Origin of the sequence: Aurantiacibacter flavus, from assembly GCF_039710615.1 — a bacterium.
Taxonomy (GTDB): domain Bacteria; phylum Pseudomonadota; class Alphaproteobacteria; order Sphingomonadales; family Sphingomonadaceae; genus Alteraurantiacibacter; species Alteraurantiacibacter flavus.
Genome location: NZ_JBDLBR010000001.1, coordinates 418,987 through 433,014, shown reverse-complemented (window position 1 = coordinate 433,014; position 14,028 = coordinate 418,987). Strand labels below are relative to the sequence as shown.

Annotated in this window: 25 protein-coding genes; 1 reads left to right on the top strand and 24 read right to left on the bottom strand. The window is 61.7% G+C overall.

The window, feature by feature from the left end:
* Positions 1 to 64: 64 nt before the first annotated feature.
* The 6 genes from ABDJ38_RS02040 to rplO all read right to left on the bottom strand — a co-directional run bounded on the left by ABDJ38_RS02040 (position 65) and on the right by rplO (position 5,054).
* The gene (locus tag ABDJ38_RS02040; protein ID WP_346783407.1) at positions 65 to 1,120 is read right to left on the bottom strand and encodes a DNA-directed RNA polymerase subunit alpha; all 1,056 of its coding nucleotides are present in this window, start codon (positions 1,118 to 1,120) and stop codon (positions 65 to 67) included.
* Positions 1,121 to 1,236: 116 nt separating this feature from the next.
* Positions 1,237 to 1,626: a 30S ribosomal protein S11 gene (rpsK, locus tag ABDJ38_RS02035; RefSeq protein WP_119591157.1), complete on the bottom strand. Its 390-nt coding sequence runs from the start codon at positions 1,624 to 1,626 to the stop codon at positions 1,237 to 1,239.
* Positions 1,627 to 1,681: 55 nt separating this feature from the next.
* Positions 1,682 to 2,050 carry a 30S ribosomal protein S13 gene (gene rpsM, locus ABDJ38_RS02030; protein ID WP_346783406.1) on the bottom strand — a complete coding sequence of 123 codons (369 nt, stop codon included), beginning with the start codon at positions 2,048 to 2,050 and terminating at the stop codon, positions 1,682 to 1,684.
* A 309-nt stretch (positions 2,051 to 2,359) separates the two neighbouring features.
* The gene (locus ABDJ38_RS02025) at positions 2,360 to 3,007 is read right to left on the bottom strand and encodes an adenylate kinase (RefSeq protein ID WP_346783405.1); all 648 of its coding nucleotides are present in this window, start codon (positions 3,005 to 3,007) and stop codon (positions 2,360 to 2,362) included.
* Positions 3,008 to 3,055: 48 nt separating this feature from the next.
* Complete coding sequence (gene secY, locus ABDJ38_RS02020) at positions 3,056 to 4,420, bottom strand: preprotein translocase subunit SecY (protein ID WP_346783404.1); 1,365 nt, start codon at positions 4,418 to 4,420, stop codon at positions 3,056 to 3,058.
* Between the two features lie 109 nt (positions 4,421 to 4,529).
* Positions 4,530 to 5,054 (bottom strand): 50S ribosomal protein L15, encoded by a 525-nt coding sequence (gene rplO, locus ABDJ38_RS02015; protein WP_346783403.1) that lies wholly within the window; start codon positions 5,052 to 5,054, stop codon positions 4,530 to 4,532.
* A 178-nt stretch (positions 5,055 to 5,232) separates the two neighbouring features.
* Between rplO and ABDJ38_RS02010 the strand changes: the two genes are divergently transcribed.
* Complete coding sequence (locus tag ABDJ38_RS02010) at positions 5,233 to 5,841, top strand: sulfotransferase family protein (protein WP_346783402.1); 609 nt, start codon at positions 5,233 to 5,235, stop codon at positions 5,839 to 5,841.
* Positions 5,842 to 5,940: 99 nt separating this feature from the next.
* Here the strand turns inward: ABDJ38_RS02010 and rpmD are convergent, their stop codons facing one another.
* The 18 genes from rpmD to rplD all read right to left on the bottom strand — a co-directional run bounded on the left by rpmD (position 5,941) and on the right by rplD (position 14,028).
* Positions 5,941 to 6,120, bottom strand: a complete 180-nt coding sequence (gene rpmD / locus ABDJ38_RS02005) for a 50S ribosomal protein L30 (protein ID WP_346783401.1) — start codon at positions 6,118 to 6,120, stop codon at positions 5,941 to 5,943.
* A 5-nt stretch (positions 6,121 to 6,125) separates the two neighbouring features.
* Positions 6,126 to 6,920: a 30S ribosomal protein S5 gene (rpsE, locus tag ABDJ38_RS02000; protein WP_429771079.1), complete on the bottom strand. Its 795-nt coding sequence runs from the start codon at positions 6,918 to 6,920 to the stop codon at positions 6,126 to 6,128.
* Positions 6,921 to 6,922: 2 nt separating this feature from the next.
* Entirely contained in the window at positions 6,923 to 7,267 is a 345-nt protein-coding gene (gene rplR / locus ABDJ38_RS01995) for a 50S ribosomal protein L18 (RefSeq protein WP_346783399.1), read from the bottom strand.
* Between the two features lies 1 nt (position 7,268).
* Entirely contained in the window at positions 7,269 to 7,802 is a 534-nt protein-coding gene (gene rplF / locus ABDJ38_RS01990; RefSeq protein WP_346783398.1) for a 50S ribosomal protein L6, read from the bottom strand.
* The gene (rpsH, locus tag ABDJ38_RS01985; protein ID WP_346783397.1) at positions 7,802 to 8,197 is read right to left on the bottom strand and encodes a 30S ribosomal protein S8; all 396 of its coding nucleotides are present in this window, start codon (positions 8,195 to 8,197) and stop codon (positions 7,802 to 7,804) included. Before rpsH ends, rplF begins: the two co-directional genes overlap by 1 nt.
* Before the next feature lie 12 nt (positions 8,198 to 8,209).
* Positions 8,210 to 8,515, bottom strand: coding sequence for a 30S ribosomal protein S14 (gene rpsN / locus ABDJ38_RS01980; protein ID WP_346783396.1), 306 nt, complete (start codon positions 8,513 to 8,515; stop codon positions 8,210 to 8,212).
* Positions 8,516 to 8,557: 42 nt separating this feature from the next.
* Complete coding sequence (gene rplE, locus ABDJ38_RS01975; protein ID WP_346783395.1) at positions 8,558 to 9,142, bottom strand: 50S ribosomal protein L5; 585 nt, start codon at positions 9,140 to 9,142, stop codon at positions 8,558 to 8,560.
* On the bottom strand, positions 9,135 to 9,455 hold the full coding sequence (gene rplX / locus ABDJ38_RS01970) for a 50S ribosomal protein L24 (protein ID WP_346783394.1): 321 nt from the start codon (positions 9,453 to 9,455) through the stop codon (positions 9,135 to 9,137). Before rplX ends, rplE begins: the two co-directional genes overlap by 8 nt.
* Positions 9,455 to 9,823, bottom strand: a complete 369-nt coding sequence (gene rplN / locus ABDJ38_RS01965; RefSeq protein WP_119591144.1) for a 50S ribosomal protein L14 — start codon at positions 9,821 to 9,823, stop codon at positions 9,455 to 9,457. The genes rplX and rplN overlap by 1 nt, the downstream gene beginning before the upstream one ends.
* A gap of 122 nt (positions 9,824 to 9,945) precedes the next feature.
* The gene (gene rpsQ, locus ABDJ38_RS01960) at positions 9,946 to 10,236 is read right to left on the bottom strand and encodes a 30S ribosomal protein S17 (protein ID WP_137679565.1); all 291 of its coding nucleotides are present in this window, start codon (positions 10,234 to 10,236) and stop codon (positions 9,946 to 9,948) included.
* An 11-nt stretch (positions 10,237 to 10,247) separates the two neighbouring features.
* Entirely contained in the window at positions 10,248 to 10,457 is a 210-nt protein-coding gene (rpmC, locus tag ABDJ38_RS01955; RefSeq protein ID WP_346783393.1) for a 50S ribosomal protein L29, read from the bottom strand.
* Positions 10,457 to 10,891, bottom strand: coding sequence for a 50S ribosomal protein L16 (gene rplP / locus ABDJ38_RS01950; RefSeq protein WP_346783392.1), 435 nt, complete (start codon positions 10,889 to 10,891; stop codon positions 10,457 to 10,459). Before rplP ends, rpmC begins: the two co-directional genes overlap by 1 nt.
* Positions 10,892 to 10,902: 11 nt before the next feature.
* Positions 10,903 to 11,598, bottom strand: coding sequence for a 30S ribosomal protein S3 (gene rpsC, locus ABDJ38_RS01945; protein WP_346783390.1), 696 nt, complete (start codon positions 11,596 to 11,598; stop codon positions 10,903 to 10,905).
* Between the two features lie 2 nt (positions 11,599 to 11,600).
* Positions 11,601 to 11,978 (bottom strand): 50S ribosomal protein L22, encoded by a 378-nt coding sequence (rplV, locus tag ABDJ38_RS01940; protein ID WP_346783389.1) that lies wholly within the window; start codon positions 11,976 to 11,978, stop codon positions 11,601 to 11,603.
* Positions 11,978 to 12,253, bottom strand: a complete 276-nt coding sequence (gene rpsS, locus ABDJ38_RS01935) for a 30S ribosomal protein S19 (RefSeq protein ID WP_137679570.1) — start codon at positions 12,251 to 12,253, stop codon at positions 11,978 to 11,980. The genes rplV and rpsS overlap by 1 nt, the downstream gene beginning before the upstream one ends.
* Positions 12,254 to 12,259: 6 nt before the next feature.
* Positions 12,260 to 13,096, bottom strand: coding sequence for a 50S ribosomal protein L2 (gene rplB / locus ABDJ38_RS01930; protein WP_137679571.1), 837 nt, complete (start codon positions 13,094 to 13,096; stop codon positions 12,260 to 12,262).
* 4 nt (positions 13,097 to 13,100) lie between these two features.
* A complete protein-coding gene (locus ABDJ38_RS01925) occupies positions 13,101 to 13,412 on the bottom strand; it encodes a 50S ribosomal protein L23 (protein ID WP_346783388.1) in 312 nt (103 codons plus the stop codon).
* Positions 13,405 to 14,028: a 50S ribosomal protein L4 gene (gene rplD, locus ABDJ38_RS01920; protein WP_346783387.1), complete on the bottom strand. Its 624-nt coding sequence runs from the start codon at positions 14,026 to 14,028 to the stop codon at positions 13,405 to 13,407. Before rplD ends, ABDJ38_RS01925 begins: the two co-directional genes overlap by 8 nt.

Below are 14,028 nucleotides of genomic sequence, written 5' to 3'. Positions count from 1 at the left end.
TGTTATCAGGGGTGCCACCTTGCCCCAAAATCGGCCCCCGGCTCACACCGGAGGCCGTAACTGGTTAGCCCAGCAGCTCTTGCTCGAGCTTCTTGGCCATTTCCTCGATGTTCTCGGGCGGCCAGCCAGGGATGTCCATGCCGAGGCGCAGACCCATGCTGGAGAGCACTTCCTTGATCTCATTGAGCGACTTGCGGCCGAAGTTCGGCGTGCGCAGCATCTCGGCTTCGGTCTTCTGGACCAGGTCGCCGATGTAGATGATGTTGTCGTTCTTGAGGCAGTTGGCCGAACGCACCGACAGCTCCAGTTCGTCGACCTTCTTGAGCAGGTAACGGTTGAGCTGGTTGGTGTCGCTTTCCTGCGGCTCGGCGGCAACGCCGATCATCGCCGACTGCGGCTGCGGAATACCGTCCTCGAAGTGCACGAACAGCGTGAGCTGGTCCTGCAGGATGCGCGCGGCATAGGCCACGGCATCTTCCGGGGTCACGGTGCCGTCGGTCTCGATCGTCAGCGAGAGCTTGTCGTAATCAAGCTCCTGACCGACGCGGGCGTTCTCGACCTTGTAGCTGACCTGCTTGATCGGCGAATAGAGCGAGTCCACCGGGATCAGGCCGATCGGCGCATCGATCGGGCGGTTCTGCACGGCGGGCACGTAGCCCTTCCCGGTGTCGGCGGTCAGCTCCATGTTGAGCGTCGCACCTTCGTCGAGGTGACAGATCACCAGATCCTTGTTGAGGACCTCGATGTCACCGGTGACGGCAATGTCGCCGGCGGTGACTTCGGCCGGACCGGTGACCGAAAGCTGGAGCCGCTTGGGCCCCTCACCTTCCATCTTCAGCGCGATCTGCTTCACGTTGAGGACGATATCGGTGACATCCTCGCGCACACCGGCGAGGCTCGAGAATTCGTGCAGCACGTTCTCGATCTTGATCGAGGTGATGGCTGCGCCCTGAAGGCTGGCGAGAAGCACACGGCGGAGGGCATTGCCGAGCGTGAGACCATAACCGCGCTCAAGCGGCTCGGCGACAAAGGTAGCCTTGCGCTTCTTGTCGCCGCCTTCCTTGATCTCGAGGGTGTTGGGCTTCTTCAGCTCCTGCCAGTTCTTCATGTTGACGGACATGGACTTCCCCTAAAGGTTCGTATTGGCGGCAAAGGCCGCGGTCGCTTGGAAGCGCCGCGGCCGATGCGAAAAAATGTGGTGTGACAGGAGAGCCCTGCCACCGGGCACAAGTTCGATCAGACGCGACGGCGTTTGGACGGCCGAACCCCGTTGTGCGGGATCGGGGTCACATCGCGGATCGAGGTGATCGTGAAGCCCACGGCCTGGAGGGCACGCAGCGCGCTTTCGCGCCCCGAGCCCGGTCCCTTGATCTCCACCTCCAGCGTGCGCACACCATGCTCGGCAGCCTTCTTGCCGGCATCGTCGGCGGCAACCTGAGCGGCATAGGGAGTCGACTTGCGGCTGCCCTTGAAGCCCATCATGCCGGCGCTGGACCAGCTGATCGCATTGCCCTGCGCATCGGTGATGGTGATCATGGTGTTGTTGAAGCTGGCGTTGACGTGGGCAACACCGCTCGAAATATTCTTCTTATCGCGCCGCCGGATGCGGTTAGGTTCGCGTGCCATTGTTGTGGTTCCTCAGTATTGGGACAGAAGGAAAAAGCTGGGGCTAATGCCCTGCTTACTTCTTCTTGCCGGCGATCGGCTTGGCCTTGCCCTTGCGGGTGCGGGCGTTGGTGTGCGTGCGCTGGCCGCGCACCGGAAGGCCGTTGCGATGACGCAGGCCGCGGTAGCACTTGAGGTCCATCAGGCGCTTGATATTCATCGCGGTGTCACGACGAAGATCACCCTCGACCGTGTATTCGCTATCGATCGCTTCGCGAATCTGCAGGACTTCGGCGTCTGTCAGATCTTGAACGCGGCGCGAGGCATCAATGCCGAGCTTCTCAGCGATCGTGCGGGCCGTCGTCGGGCCGATGCCGTGAATGTAGGTGAGCGCGATGATAACGCGCTTGTTGGTGGGGATGTTCACCCCTGCAATACGAGCCACTTACTTCTCCATGCTCCACAGGGGTAGAACCGTCGCCAAGGCCACAGTGCCCCCTATCTCATAGCTGCAATTATCGCCTGTCCGAAAAATCAAATGGATAAGAAATGGACCACCTGAGAGGCGCCCGTCCCGCAACTGATCATTTCGAATGAGACGAATGGACCGCGCAGATAGGGTGATTCGCGGACCACGTCAACAGCGGATGACGGGATACCGGATGTTCCGGACCCGCTCGACGCAAGGTGCCCTGCTCATTGGATATATACGCCAAGCGCAGCCGTGCGTCAAAACACGCCATCCGCGTCCCCGCTAACTGGCGAGCACCTGCTCAATCGCCTCGCTGACCTCGTCGATGTCGGCCATTCCGTCGATCCGGCTCACGATGTCGCGTGCATCGTAAATCGGCAGGATCGGGGCGGTCTTGGCACGATACTCAACCATGCGTGTGCGCACGGTTTCTTCGTTATCGTCGGGACGGCGTTTGAACTCGGTGCTGCCGCACCTGTCGCAAACGCCCTCAACCTCGGGGCGCTTGAACACGTCGTGATAGCCCTCGCCGCAGTTGGCACAGGTGAAGCGCCCGGTGATGCGTTCGACCAGCGCGTCTTCGTTGACCTCGAGCTCAATCACATGGTGCAACTTGCGGCTGTGCTTGGCCAGCAATGCATCGAGCGCTTCGGCCTGCGCCGCGGTGCGCGGATAGCCATCGAAGATCGCGCCGGTGCTCTCGCCCATCGCCGCCAGCTCGTCGTCGATCAATGCCGAGACGATGGCATCGGAAACCAGCTCGCCACGATCCATCACGGCCTTGGCTTCGAGACCCACAGGTGTCTGCGCCTTAACGGCGGCGCGCAGCATGTCGCCTGTCGAAAGCTGGCGCATGCCATGCTTGGCGACCAGGCGTGCAGCCTGCGTCCCCTTGCCCGCGCCCGGAGGCCCCAAAAGAATAATGTTCATGAAAGCCCCCTCACTAACCGGAGCAACTCCACGCCTGAGTCCGTAGACTCAGCGCAGGCGGCCCTTCAACTTGGCCTTCTTGATAAGGTCACCATACTGATGCGCAAGCAGGTGTGACTGAATCTGGCTGATCGTATCCACCGTCACGTTCACAACGATGAGCAACGACGTACCGCCCAGGAACAACGGAATGCCCGTCTGAGCAATCCCCCATTCGGGGACTACGCAGACCACCGTAAGGTAGATCGCGCCTACGACAGTGACGCGGGTAAGCACATAGTCGAGATAATCGGCCGTGCGCTTGCCCGGACGGATGCCAGGAATGAACCCGCCGTTCTTCTTCAGATTCTCCGCCGTATCCTCGGGGTTGAACACCACCGCCGTGTAGAAGAAGCAGAAGAAGATGATGCCGATCGCATAGAGCGCCATGTACAGCGGCTGACCATGCGCCAGGTACTGGTTAAGGCTCTGCACGAAACCACCGAAGCTGCTGCTCGGATCGATGGAGTTGCCCGCAAACTGGGTGATCGTCAGCGGCAGCAGTAACAGCGAGCTGGCGAAGATCGGCGGGATCACACCTGCCGTGTTGAGCTTCAGCGGCAGGTGCGAACGGTCGGCCTGCATCCCGCCGCGCTCGGTCGCGCGCTTGGGATACTGGATCAGCAAACGGCGCTGAGCGCGCTCGAAGAAGCAAATGCCGAGAATCAGCACCACGACCATGATCAAGAAGCCACCGATGATAACAGGGCTGATCGCACCAGTGCGGCCGCCTTCTAGCAGGTTCGAGATGAAGGTCGGGAACTGGGCAACGATGCCCGCCATGATGATCAGCGACACGCCGTTCCCGATCCCTCGCGAGGTGATCTGCTCACCGAGCCACAGCAGGAACATGGTGCCCCCGACGAGGTTGATGACGGCCACGATGCGGAACATGATGCCCGGATCGACCACGGCCTGCAGGCCGGACTGCGCGCCGTAAGCCTCGAGGCCCGACGCGAGGAACCAGCCCTGCACTGCGCACAGGAACACCGTACCATAGCGGGTATACTGGTTGAGCTTCTTGCGGCCGGCCTCGCCTTCCTTCTTCAGCGCCATCAGCGCCGGGTGAAGCGAAGCGGCCAGCTGCACCACGATCGAGGCCGTGATGTAGGGCATGACGCCAAGCGCGATAAGACTCATCCGCTCAAGCGAACCGCCCGAAAAGGTGTTGAACAGGTCGAGGATACCGCCGCGCGTCTGGTCGTAAAGCGTTTCGAGGATCTGCGGGTTTACACCCGGCAGCGGCACGAAGCTCATGAAGCGGAACACGATCAGCGCACCGATGGTGAACCAGATGCGCTGCTTGAGCTCAGTGGCCTTGCCGAAGTTGGCAAAGCTCAGCGATGAGGCGATGTTGTCGGCGCGTGATGCCATCGGTTCTGTCTTTTGACTTCCTGACTATCCGGCCCACCCCCTGGCAAGCCCGGCAGGGTAGATAGGGGTGCGCCGGCTCTTTGTCGAACCCGCACACCCCTTTAAGCGGTTATTTCGCGCGCGCAGCCTTGTTGGCTTCGGCGCGAGCAGCCTTCTTTTCGTGCTCGGGAGCACCACGGTCGATCACCTCAACCGAGCCGCCAGCCTTTTCCACCGCGGCAACCGCGCCCTTCGAGGCACCGTCGACCTTGAAGGTCAGCTTGGCAGTGATCTCGCCCTTGCCGAGCAGGCGCACGCCGTCCTTGCCGCCACGGGCAATACCGGCCGCCTTCAGCGCGGCGTGATCGATCGTCGCCTTGGCGTCGAGCTTGCCAGCGTCAACCAGCGCCTGGATCTGGCCCAGGTTGGCCTCAGCGTAGTCCTTGCCGAACGGGTTGTTGAAGCCGCGCTTCGGGATCCGCATGTGCAGCGGCATCTGGCCACCTTCGAAGCCCTTGATGGCCACGCCCGAACGGCTCTTCTGACCCTTCTGGCCACGCCCCCCGGTCTTGCCCTTGCCCGAGCCGATGCCACGGCCGACACGGATGCGGCCCTTGCGGGCGCCATCGTTGTCACGGATGTCTGAAAGTTTCATAGTCTTGCACTCGCTTTCGCTTTGTTCGCGCTGTTGGGAAGGCGGCGCCCTAGGCGATCATGCAAGCTTTGTCACGCCCTTTGTTACCTTGTGAAAGCTGCCAAGGGTTTGACAAGAATGACCTTGAGCGCCACCCCGAAGAATTCAATAACTACGCACAATCAATAGGGAGCAGCCGTTGAAATTCCTTGGTGTTGGGTGGGCAAAAACAGGAACAACAAGTCTCGCAAGTGCTCTGCGGCATCTCGGGTTTCGGCACAAGACGCAGGAACTGAGCTTTACCGATGCGCTCGATCAACCCGGCCAGGAGCCGATCTGGGAATGCGCCGCCAGGCACGAAACCTTTGAAGACTGGCCCTGGCTGCTGCTGTATCGCGAGTTCGATCAACGTTTTCCCGGCACGCGTTTCATTCTGACCACGCGCGACCCGCAATCCTGGCTTATCAGCTACCGCAGGCAGCTGGAACGCTCCGACCAGGGCGAGCAAACCACCCGCTGGCGACGACGCCTTTACGGCCTACCTTTTCCCGATGTGACCGACGAAATGCTGCTGGAACGCTACAACCGGCACAATCGCGATGTGCGCGCATACTTCGCTGATCGCCCTGATGACCTGTTGGTTGTCAACTGGGCCGCAGGGGACGGTTGGGAAAAGCTGTGCAGCTTTGTCGACAGGCCCGTCCCCGACATTCCCTTTCCGGTAGCCAACGCTGCTCCGCCGAAGAGCGTCCTGCGCCGCTTCGCCGGTAGGGCCCGACGAAAGCTCAAGAACATCGTTTCCAGCTAGCGCGGGCCAGACTTCGCAGTATCCCCTTGCCAAAAATGAAACGAGGGCGCTGACTCGATGGTCTGCGCCCTCGCATTTACTCGTGTATCATGTGATCGATTAATCCTCGATCACCTGAACCATGTGCGGCAGCTTGCGGATCGCACCGCGCACTTCCGGGGTGTCCTCGCGTTCCACCACCTTGTGCATCTTGTTCAGCCCGAGGCCGATCAGGATCTTGCGCTGGCTTTCCGGACGACGGATCGGCGAACCGATCTGCTTGATTTTGATAGTCGCCATCAGACTTACTCCGCGATAGCAGCAGCTTCGGCTTCCGCCTCAGCTTCACTGACCTGACCGCCCCGACCAAGAAGGTCGGCGACCTTCTTGCCACGACGCATAGCAACCGACTTCGGGGAAGACTGGTTGGTGAGCGCGTCGAAGGTGGCGCGGATCATGTTGTAGGGGTTCGAGGTGCCGATCGACTTGGTGACCACGTCGGCCACACCAAGGCTTTCGAACACGGCGCGCATCGGACCACCCGCGATGATGCCGGTGCCCGGAGGCGCGGAACGCACGTTGACCTTGCCAGCGCCGAAATGGCCCTTGCCGTCATGGTGCAGCGTGCGACCTTCCTTAAGCGGCACGCGGATCATCTTCTTCTTGGCAGCAGCGGTCGCCTTGTTGATAGCTTCCGGCACTTCGCGAGCCTTGCCGTGGCCGAAGCCCACGCGGCCCTTGCCGTCACCCACCACGACCAGCGCGGCGAAACCAAAGCGCTTACCGCCCTTCACCACCTTGGCGACGCGGTTGATGTGGACGAGCTTTTCGATCAGCTCCTCACCATCGTCGTCACCGCCGCGACGGTCATCACGACCGCGACCACGGCCACGGCCATCACGGCCGCCGTCACGTCCACCGCGACCGCCACGATCACCTCCGCGACCGCCACGGCCACCACGAGCGCCACGCTCGTTGCCGTCGGTTGCAGCAGCCGACGACTGGTTGTCGGCTGCTTCGCTCGGGGCGGTGGTCGGCGTCGGGGTCGAGCCGGCGTTGTCTACCACGGGAGTTTCCGCGTTGTTGTTTTCATCAGCCATCATCAGAACTCCAGCCCGCCTTCACGAGCGGCATCGGCCAGCGCCTTGACGCGGCCATGGAACAGGAACCCGCCGCGATCGAACACGACAGTGGTCACGCCAGCCTTCTTGGCGGCAGCGGCAATGTCCTTGCCGACCTGTTCGGCAGCAGCGACATTGGCACCCGAAGCCTTGCCACCAAGCGTGGAAGCAGCGGCAACGGTGCGACCATCGGCATCGTCGATGATCTGGGCGTAGATGTGCTTGCCGGTGCGATGCACGGACAAACGCGGCTTGCCGCCGGCGCGGGCGCGCAGGGCCGTGCGGACACGGCGACGACGACGTTCGAAAAGGGATAGCTTTGCCATCTTACTTCTTCTTCCCTTCCTTGCGGAAGATATACTCACCGCGATACTTCACACCCTTGCCCTTGTAGGGCTCAGGCTTGCGCCATTCGCGAATTTCGGCAGCGAACTGGCCGACCTTCTGCTTGTCGATACCCGAGATCTCGACCGTGGTCTGATCGGGGGTCTTCACCTCAATGCCTTCCGGCACATCGAGATCGACGTCATGTGAGAAACCGAGCTGCAGCTTCAGGGTCTTGCCCTGCATGTTCGCGCGGTAACCGACACCAGCGATTTCGAGAACCTTGGAGAAGCCGTCGGTGACGCCTTCCACCAGGTTCGACACCAGCGTGCGCTGCATGCCCCAGTGGGAACGCGCAGGCTTGCTGTTGTTGGCCGGCTTGACCGAAATCTCGCCGTCTTCGATCGTGTAGGTGATGAGGTCCGAAGTGCTCATCGAGAGGGTGCCCTTGGGGCCATTCACGATCAGCGAACCATTTTCGATAGTGGCCGTCACCCCGCTCGGGATCGCCACCGACCTTTTGCCGATGCGGCTCATCAGAACACCTCCGCCAGCACTTCGCCGCCGACGTTCTGCGTGCGGGCTTCGGCATCCGAAAGCACACCGCGAGGCGTCGAGACGATGGTGATGCCGAGGCCGTTGCGAATGCTCGGCAGTTCCTTCGAACCCGAGTAGACGCGGCGGCCCGGCTTGGAGACACGGGCAACGTGCTTGATCGCAGGTTCGCCCTCGAAATACTTCAGCTCGATGCGCAGCGCCTTGTGGGCACCACTGGTATCTTCGCTGTAGCCACGGATATAGCCCTCGCGCTGAAGCACCTCGAGCACGTTGGCACGCAGCTTCGACGCCGGCGACAGGACGGAGTCCTTCTTCGCACGCTGGCCGTTGCGGATACGGGTGAGCATATCACCCAAGGGATCGGTCAATGCCATCTCTCTAGGTCCTTACCAGCTCGACTTGGTGACGCCGGGGATCATGCCCTTGTTGGCAAGATCGCGCAGCTCGATGCGGCACAGGCCGAACTTGCGGTAGTAGCCGCGCGGGCGGCCGGTGGTGTTGCAGCGGTTGCGCACCCGGGTCGGGTTCGCGTTGCGCGGCAGCTCGGCCATCTTGAGGCGGGCCATCAGGCGCTCGGTCTCGTCGAGCGAATCATCGTCGGCAATCGCCTTCAGCTTCGCATACTTCGCGGCATACTTCTGAACGAGCTTCTTACGCTTCTCGTTCTTGTTGATGGAACTCAGTTTCGCCATTGGACTTAAGCTCTCTCTTTTCTCAGCTTGCGGGGCGACGGCTTACGCCGCCGCCTTTTCTTCATCAGCCGACTGCTCGGCCGGGAACGGGAAACCGAACAGGCGCAGCAGCTCGCGCGCTTCCTCGTCGGTCTTGGCGGTGGTGGTGACGATGATGTCCATGCCACGCACCTTGTCGATCTGGTCGTAGCTGATCTCGGGGAAGATGATCTGCTCCTTGATGCCCATGGCGTAGTTGCCATTGCCATCGAACGACTTCGGGTTGAGGCCACGGAAATCTCGGATGCGCGGCATCGCGATCGTCACCAGACGATCGAGGAATTCGTACATCCGGTCCCGGCGCAGGTTGACCTTGCAGCCGATTGGCATGCCGTCGCGCAGCTTGAACTGGGCGATCGACTTCTTGGCCTTGGTGATCACGGGCTTCTGGCCGGCGATCAGTTCCATTTCCTCGGCGGCAACCTGAACCTTCTTCTTGTCCTGGCTGGCTTCGCCCACGCCCATGTTGAGCGTGATCTTTTCCAGACGCGGGATTTCCATGTGGTTCTTGTAACCGAACTTCTCGGTCATCGCCTTGGCGATTTCCTCGTTGTACTTGGTCTTCAGACGCGGCGTGTAATCACCCATCGATCGTCTCCCCGGACTTGACGGCGACGCGCACCTTCTTGCCATCCTTCGTTTCGAAGCGGACACGGGTGGGCTTGCCGTCCTTGGGATCGGCAACGGCGACATTCGAAATCGCCATCGGCGCGGCAACGCGGTCGATGCCGCCCTGCGGATTGGCCTGGTTCGGCTTGCGGTGGCGGGTCATCACGTTGACGCCCTCGACCACGACCTTGCCTTCACCGGGAATGACCTTGGCGACCGTACCGGTCTGACCCTTGTCCTTGCCCGCAAGCACGACGACCTGGTCGCCCTTCTTGATCTTTGCAGCAGCCATCACAGCACCTCCGGAGCGAGCGAGATGATCTTCATGAAGCCCTTGCCGCGCAGTTCGCGCACCACCGGGCCAAAGATACGAGTGCCGATCGGCTCCTCGTTCTTGTTGACGAGCACCGCAGCATTGCTGTCGAAACGGATGACGGTGCCGTCGACGCGGCGGACATCCTTCTTGGTGCGCACGATCACCGCACGGTGAACGTCGCCCTTCTTGACGCGGGCACGCGGCTGCGCTTCCTTGACGGAAACGACGATCACGTCACCGACGCTCGCGGTACGACGCTTCGAGCCACCCAGCACCTTAATGCACTGGACGCGCTTGGCGCCGGAGTTGTCCGCGACGTCGAGATTGGACTGCATCTGGATCATTGATCCGGTTCCTTCTCATTGGCTTGCCGGGACACCCAATACGACTGGGGCCCGGCAGTTCCTAAACGCCTTACCCTTCCCCGCAGGGTTGCGAGGAAGGGAAACTAAATCGGCTTGTCGGCTTAGTTGCCGGCGGCCTCTACATCGAGATCGGCCTCGATCGCAACACCCTTTGATGCAACGATCCGATCTTTCACCGCCCAGGTCTTGGTCTTGGAGATCGGCTTGGTCTCCTCGATGCGGACCTTGTCGCCAACCTTGTACTCGTTGGCTTCGTCGTGGGCGTGGTACTTTTTCGACCGCTTGATGATCTTGCCGTAAAGCGGGTGCTTCACGCGGCGTTCGACCAGCACGGTCACGGTCTTGTCGGTCTTGTCGGAGCTGACGGTCCCGATCAGGATACGCTTGGGCATAGTCTGTCTCCTCAGCCCTGCGCCGCCGCGCTCTTGGCGCGTTCGGTCTGCAGGGTCATGATCTGAGCGATTTCGCGGCGGACCTCTTTCACGCGAGCCGAACGCTCGAGCTGGTTGGTCGCAGCCTGGAACCGCAGGTTGAGCTGTTCGCGCTTGAGCGAGGTCAGCTGTTCACCCAGCTGATCGTCAGTCTTGGTGCGAAGGTCTTCCATCTTGGCCATTATTCGCCTCCCAGATGCGAGGTGTCGCCGAGACGGGCAACGACCTTGGTCTTGATCGGCAGCTTCATCGCGGCACGTTCGAACGCTTCAGCGGCCAGCGGGCCGGGAACGCCATCGAGTTCGAACAGGATGCGGCCCGGCTTCACGCGAGCGGCCCAGTATTCGACCGAACCCTTGCCCTTACCCTGACGCACTTCGGCAGGCTTCTTCGACACCGGCACATCGGGGAACACGCGGATCCACAGACGGCCCTGACGGCGAATGTGGCGGGTGATCGCACGACGCGCAGCTTCAATCTGGCGTGCGGTGATACGTTCCGGCTCCATCGCCTTCAGGCCATAGGAGCCGAAGTTCAGCGCCGAGCCACCCTTGGCGAGACCATGGATCTTGCCCTTGAAGGCCTTGCGGAACTTGGTTTTCTTCGGTTGCAGCATGATCTTCTACCTCAGCGAGCCGGGCGGACGCCGGACGTCTGCGATTCCATCATCAGTCGGTCAGTCGAGGTCGGATCATGGCCCATGATCTCACCCTTGAAGACCCACACCTTGATGCCGATGATGCCATAGGCGGTCAGCGCCTCGGCTTCGGCATAGTCGATGTTGGCACGCAGCGTGTGCAGCGGAACGCGGCCTTCGCGATACTGTTCGACGCGGGCGATTTCGGCGCCGCCGAGACGGCCCGAGCACATGATCTTGATGCCTTCGGCACCCAGACGCATGGCCGACTGCATCGCACGCTTCATCGCGCGACGGAAAGCGACACGGCGGATCAGCTGATCGGCGATGCCCTGGGCGACGAGCTTGGCATCGACTTCCGGCTTGCGGATCTCGACGATGTTAAGCTTCACTTCGCTCGTCGTCATCTTGGCCAGCTCGGCGCGCAGCTTTTCGATGTCCGCGCCCTTCTTGCCGATAATCACACCCGGACGTGCGGCATAGATCGACACACGGCACAGCTTGGCCGGGCGCTCGATCACCACCTTGGAAATCGCCGCCTGCGGCAACTTGCCCATGATGTACTTGCGGATCTCGATGTCTTCCTTGAGCAGACGCGCATAGTCGCCGCCCTCGGCGTACCAGCGGCTGTCCCAGGTACGGTTGATCTGCAGACGAAGGCCGATCGGATTGCTCTTATGACCCATGATCAGGCCTCCTCTTGTTCGCGCACGACGATCCGCAGCCGGCTGAACGGCTTGAGAATCCGGGTCGACTTGCCGCGGCCACGGGTTGCGAAACGCTTCATGGTCACCGACTTGCCAACGCTCGCCTCGGCGACGACCAGCGAGTCGACGTCAAGATCGTGGTTGTTCTCGGCATTGGCGATGGCCGAGGCCAGCACCTTCTGCGCGTCGCGGGCCATGGCACGCTTCGAGAAGGTGAGGATGTTCATCGCCTCCTCGACCTTGCGGCCACGGATCAGCGCCGCGACAAGGTTCAGCTTCTGGGCCGAACCACGGATCGTGGTGCCGACCGCCAGAGCCTCATTGTCGGCTACGCGACGGGGGGCTTTCTGCTTGCTCATCAGCGCTTACCCTTCTTGTCGGCAGCGTGGCCCGGGAAGGTGCGCGTGGGCGCGAACTCACCGAGCTTGTGGCCGACCATTTCTTCCGAAACGGACACCGGGATGAACTTGTGGCCATTGTAGACGTTGAACGTCAGGCCGACGAAATCGGGAAGCACAGTCGAGCGGCGCGACCAGGTCTTGATCGGCTTGGTGCTGCTGGCTTCCTGAGCTTCCTGCGCCTTCTTCAGCAGGTGAAGATCGACGAACGGACCTTTCCAGACGGAACGTGCCATCTTCGCTTACCTCTTCTTCTTGGCGTGACGCGAACGGATGATCATCTTGTCCGTCTGCTTGTTGTTGCGGGTACGCGCGCCCTTGGTCGGCTTGCCCCACGGAGTAACCGGGTGACGACCGCCCGAGGTCCGGCCTTCACCACCACCGTGCGGGTGATCGACCGGGTTCTTGGCGACACCACGGGTCAGCGGACGGCGGCCCATGTGACGGACACGCCCGGCCTTGCCGAGGTTCTGGTTCTGGTTGTCGGGGTTCGACACCGAACCGACCGTGCCCATGCAATCGGCACGCAGGTAGCGCTGCTCGCCCGAGTTCAGGCGAACGATGACCATGCCGCGGTCGCGACCGACGAGCTGCACATAGGTGCCGGCCGAACGGGCGATCTGACCGCCCTTGCCCGGCTTCATCTCGACGTTGTGGCAGATCGTGCCGACCGGCATCTGACCCAGCAACATGGCGTTGCCCGGCTTGGTGTCGGTCTTCTCGTCGGCGATGATCTTGTCGCCAACGGCCACGCGGTTGGGCGCGATGATATAGGCCAGCTCGTCATCGGCGTACTTGATGAGCGCGATGAAAGCGGTGCGGTTGGGATCGTATTCGATCCGCTCCACGGTGCCTTCAACGCCCCACTTGCGACGCTTGAAGTCGATGAAACGATACTTCTGCTTGTGACCACCGGCGATGCCGCGGCTGGTCACATGGCCCTTGTTGTTACGGCCACCGGTCTTGCGCTTACCTTCGGTCAGCGCCTTGACGGGCTTGCCCTTGTGCAGGCCGGTCTTGTCGACGAGGACAAGCGCGCGGCGGGCCGGGCTAGTCGGGTTATAGTTCTTCAGTGCCATGGGATCAGCTCACACCTTCGGTGATGTCGATCGGGTCCTGACCCTCTGCGAGAGTCACGATCGCCTTCTTGAAGTCGGTGCGGGTGTAGGGCTTGCCCTTCCACCGCTTCGTCTTGCCCTTGCTCACGATCGTGTTGACCGACTTGACCTTGCGATCAAACAGAGCCTCGACGGCCTCCTTGATCTGGGGCTTGGTGGCGAAACCGGCGACCTTGAACACAACCGCGTTGTTCTCCGAGAGAAGCGTAGCCTTCTCGGTGATGTGCGGCGACAGGATGACGTCGTAGTGACGCGCGTCGATCTGCTGCTTAGCCATTGAAACGCGCCTCCAGCTTGGCGACAGCGTCCTTGGTCAGGACCAGCGTGTCGTGGTTGAGAATGTCGTAGACATTGGCGCCCGCAGCCGGGAGCACGTCCACGCCCGGCAGGTTGCCGGCGGCCTTGCGGAAGCCCTCGTCGACGGCTTCACCGTCGATCACGAGCACCTTGCCGTTCCAGCCATTCTTGCCGAAGATACCGGCGAGCGCCTTGGTCTTGGCGTCCTTCAGCTCAAGACTGTCGACGACCACGAGGCCACCGGCCGCCTTGCTCGAAAGCGCCATCTTCAGGCCGAGCGCACGGATCTTCTTGTTGAGCGACTGCTCGAACTCGCGCTTGCGCGCACCGTGGGCCTTGCCGCCGCCGATGAAGATCGGAGCGCCGCGGTCGCCGTGGCGAGCGCCACCCGAACCTTTTTGCTTGCCCCACTTCTTGCCGGTGCGAGCCACATCCGAACGCTCACGCGTCGGGCGGGCAGTGCCACGGCGATTCTCAAGTTGCCAGGTGACAACCCGGTGCAGGATGTCGGCACGCGGCGCGACGCCGAAAACGGCCTCGTTCAGCTCCACGTCGCCGGCTGCTGCGCCGTCAATTTTCTGGACCTTCACCTTCAT

What these genes read in the sequence shown, in the direction of transcription:
- ABDJ38_RS02040 (WP_346783407.1), bottom strand. Translation starts at nt 1,120, where the DNA reads ATGTCCGTCAACATGAAGAACTGGCAGGAGCTGAAGAAGCCCAACACC.
- rpsK (WP_119591157.1), bottom strand. Translation starts at nt 1,626, where the DNA reads ATGGCACGCGAACCTAACCGCATCCGGCGGCGCGATAAGAAGAATATT.
- ABDJ38_RS02025 (WP_346783405.1), bottom strand. Translation starts at nt 3,007, where the DNA reads ATGAACATTATTCTTTTGGGGCCTCCGGGCGCGGGCAAGGGGACGCAG.
- secY (WP_346783404.1), bottom strand. Translation starts at nt 4,420, where the DNA reads ATGGCATCACGCGCCGACAACATCGCCTCATCGCTGAGCTTTGCCAAC.
- rplO (WP_346783403.1), bottom strand. Translation starts at nt 5,054, where the DNA reads ATGAAACTTTCAGACATCCGTGACAACGATGGCGCCCGCAAGGGCCGC.
- rpmD (WP_346783401.1), bottom strand. Translation starts at nt 6,120, where the DNA reads ATGGCGACTATCAAAATCAAGCAGATCGGTTCGCCGATCCGTCGTCCG.
- rpsE (WP_429771079.1), bottom strand. Translation starts at nt 6,920, where the DNA reads ATGGCTGATGAAAACAACAACGCGGAAACTCCCGTGGTAGACAACGCC.
- rplR (WP_346783399.1), bottom strand. Translation starts at nt 7,267, where the DNA reads ATGGCAAAGCTATCCCTTTTCGAACGTCGTCGTCGCCGTGTCCGCACG.
- rplF (WP_346783398.1), bottom strand. Translation starts at nt 7,802, where the DNA reads ATGAGCCGCATCGGCAAAAGGTCGGTGGCGATCCCGAGCGGGGTGACG.
- rpsH (WP_346783397.1), bottom strand. Translation starts at nt 8,197, where the DNA reads ATGGCATTGACCGATCCCTTGGGTGATATGCTCACCCGTATCCGCAAC.
- rpsN (WP_346783396.1), bottom strand. Translation starts at nt 8,515, where the DNA reads ATGGCGAAACTGAGTTCCATCAACAAGAACGAGAAGCGTAAGAAGCTC.
- rplE (WP_346783395.1), bottom strand. Translation starts at nt 9,142, where the DNA reads ATGGGTGATTACACGCCGCGTCTGAAGACCAAGTACAACGAGGAAATC.
- rplX (WP_346783394.1), bottom strand. Translation starts at nt 9,455, where the DNA reads ATGGCTGCTGCAAAGATCAAGAAGGGCGACCAGGTCGTCGTGCTTGCG.
- rplN (WP_119591144.1), bottom strand. Translation starts at nt 9,823, where the DNA reads ATGATCCAGATGCAGTCCAATCTCGACGTCGCGGACAACTCCGGCGCC.
- rpsQ (WP_137679565.1), bottom strand. Translation starts at nt 10,236, where the DNA reads ATGCCCAAGCGTATCCTGATCGGGACCGTCAGCTCCGACAAGACCGAC.
- rpmC (WP_346783393.1), bottom strand. Translation starts at nt 10,457, where the DNA reads ATGGCCAAGATGGAAGACCTTCGCACCAAGACTGACGATCAGCTGGGT.
- rplP (WP_346783392.1), bottom strand. Translation starts at nt 10,891, where the DNA reads ATGCTGCAACCGAAGAAAACCAAGTTCCGCAAGGCCTTCAAGGGCAAG.
- rpsC (WP_346783390.1), bottom strand. Translation starts at nt 11,598, where the DNA reads ATGGGTCATAAGAGCAATCCGATCGGCCTTCGTCTGCAGATCAACCGT.
- rplV (WP_346783389.1), bottom strand. Translation starts at nt 11,978, where the DNA reads ATGAGCAAGCAGAAAGCCCCCCGTCGCGTAGCCGACAATGAGGCTCTG.
- rpsS (WP_137679570.1), bottom strand. Translation starts at nt 12,253, where the DNA reads ATGGCACGTTCCGTCTGGAAAGGTCCGTTCGTCGATCTTCACCTGCTG.
- rplB (WP_137679571.1), bottom strand. Translation starts at nt 13,096, where the DNA reads ATGGCACTGAAGAACTATAACCCGACTAGCCCGGCCCGCCGCGCGCTT.
- ABDJ38_RS01925 (WP_346783388.1), bottom strand. Translation starts at nt 13,412, where the DNA reads ATGGCTAAGCAGCAGATCGACGCGCGTCACTACGACGTCATCCTGTCG.
- rplD (WP_346783387.1), bottom strand. Translation starts at nt 14,028, where the DNA reads ATGAAGGTGAAGGTCCAGAAAATTGACGGCGCAGCAGCCGGCGACGTG.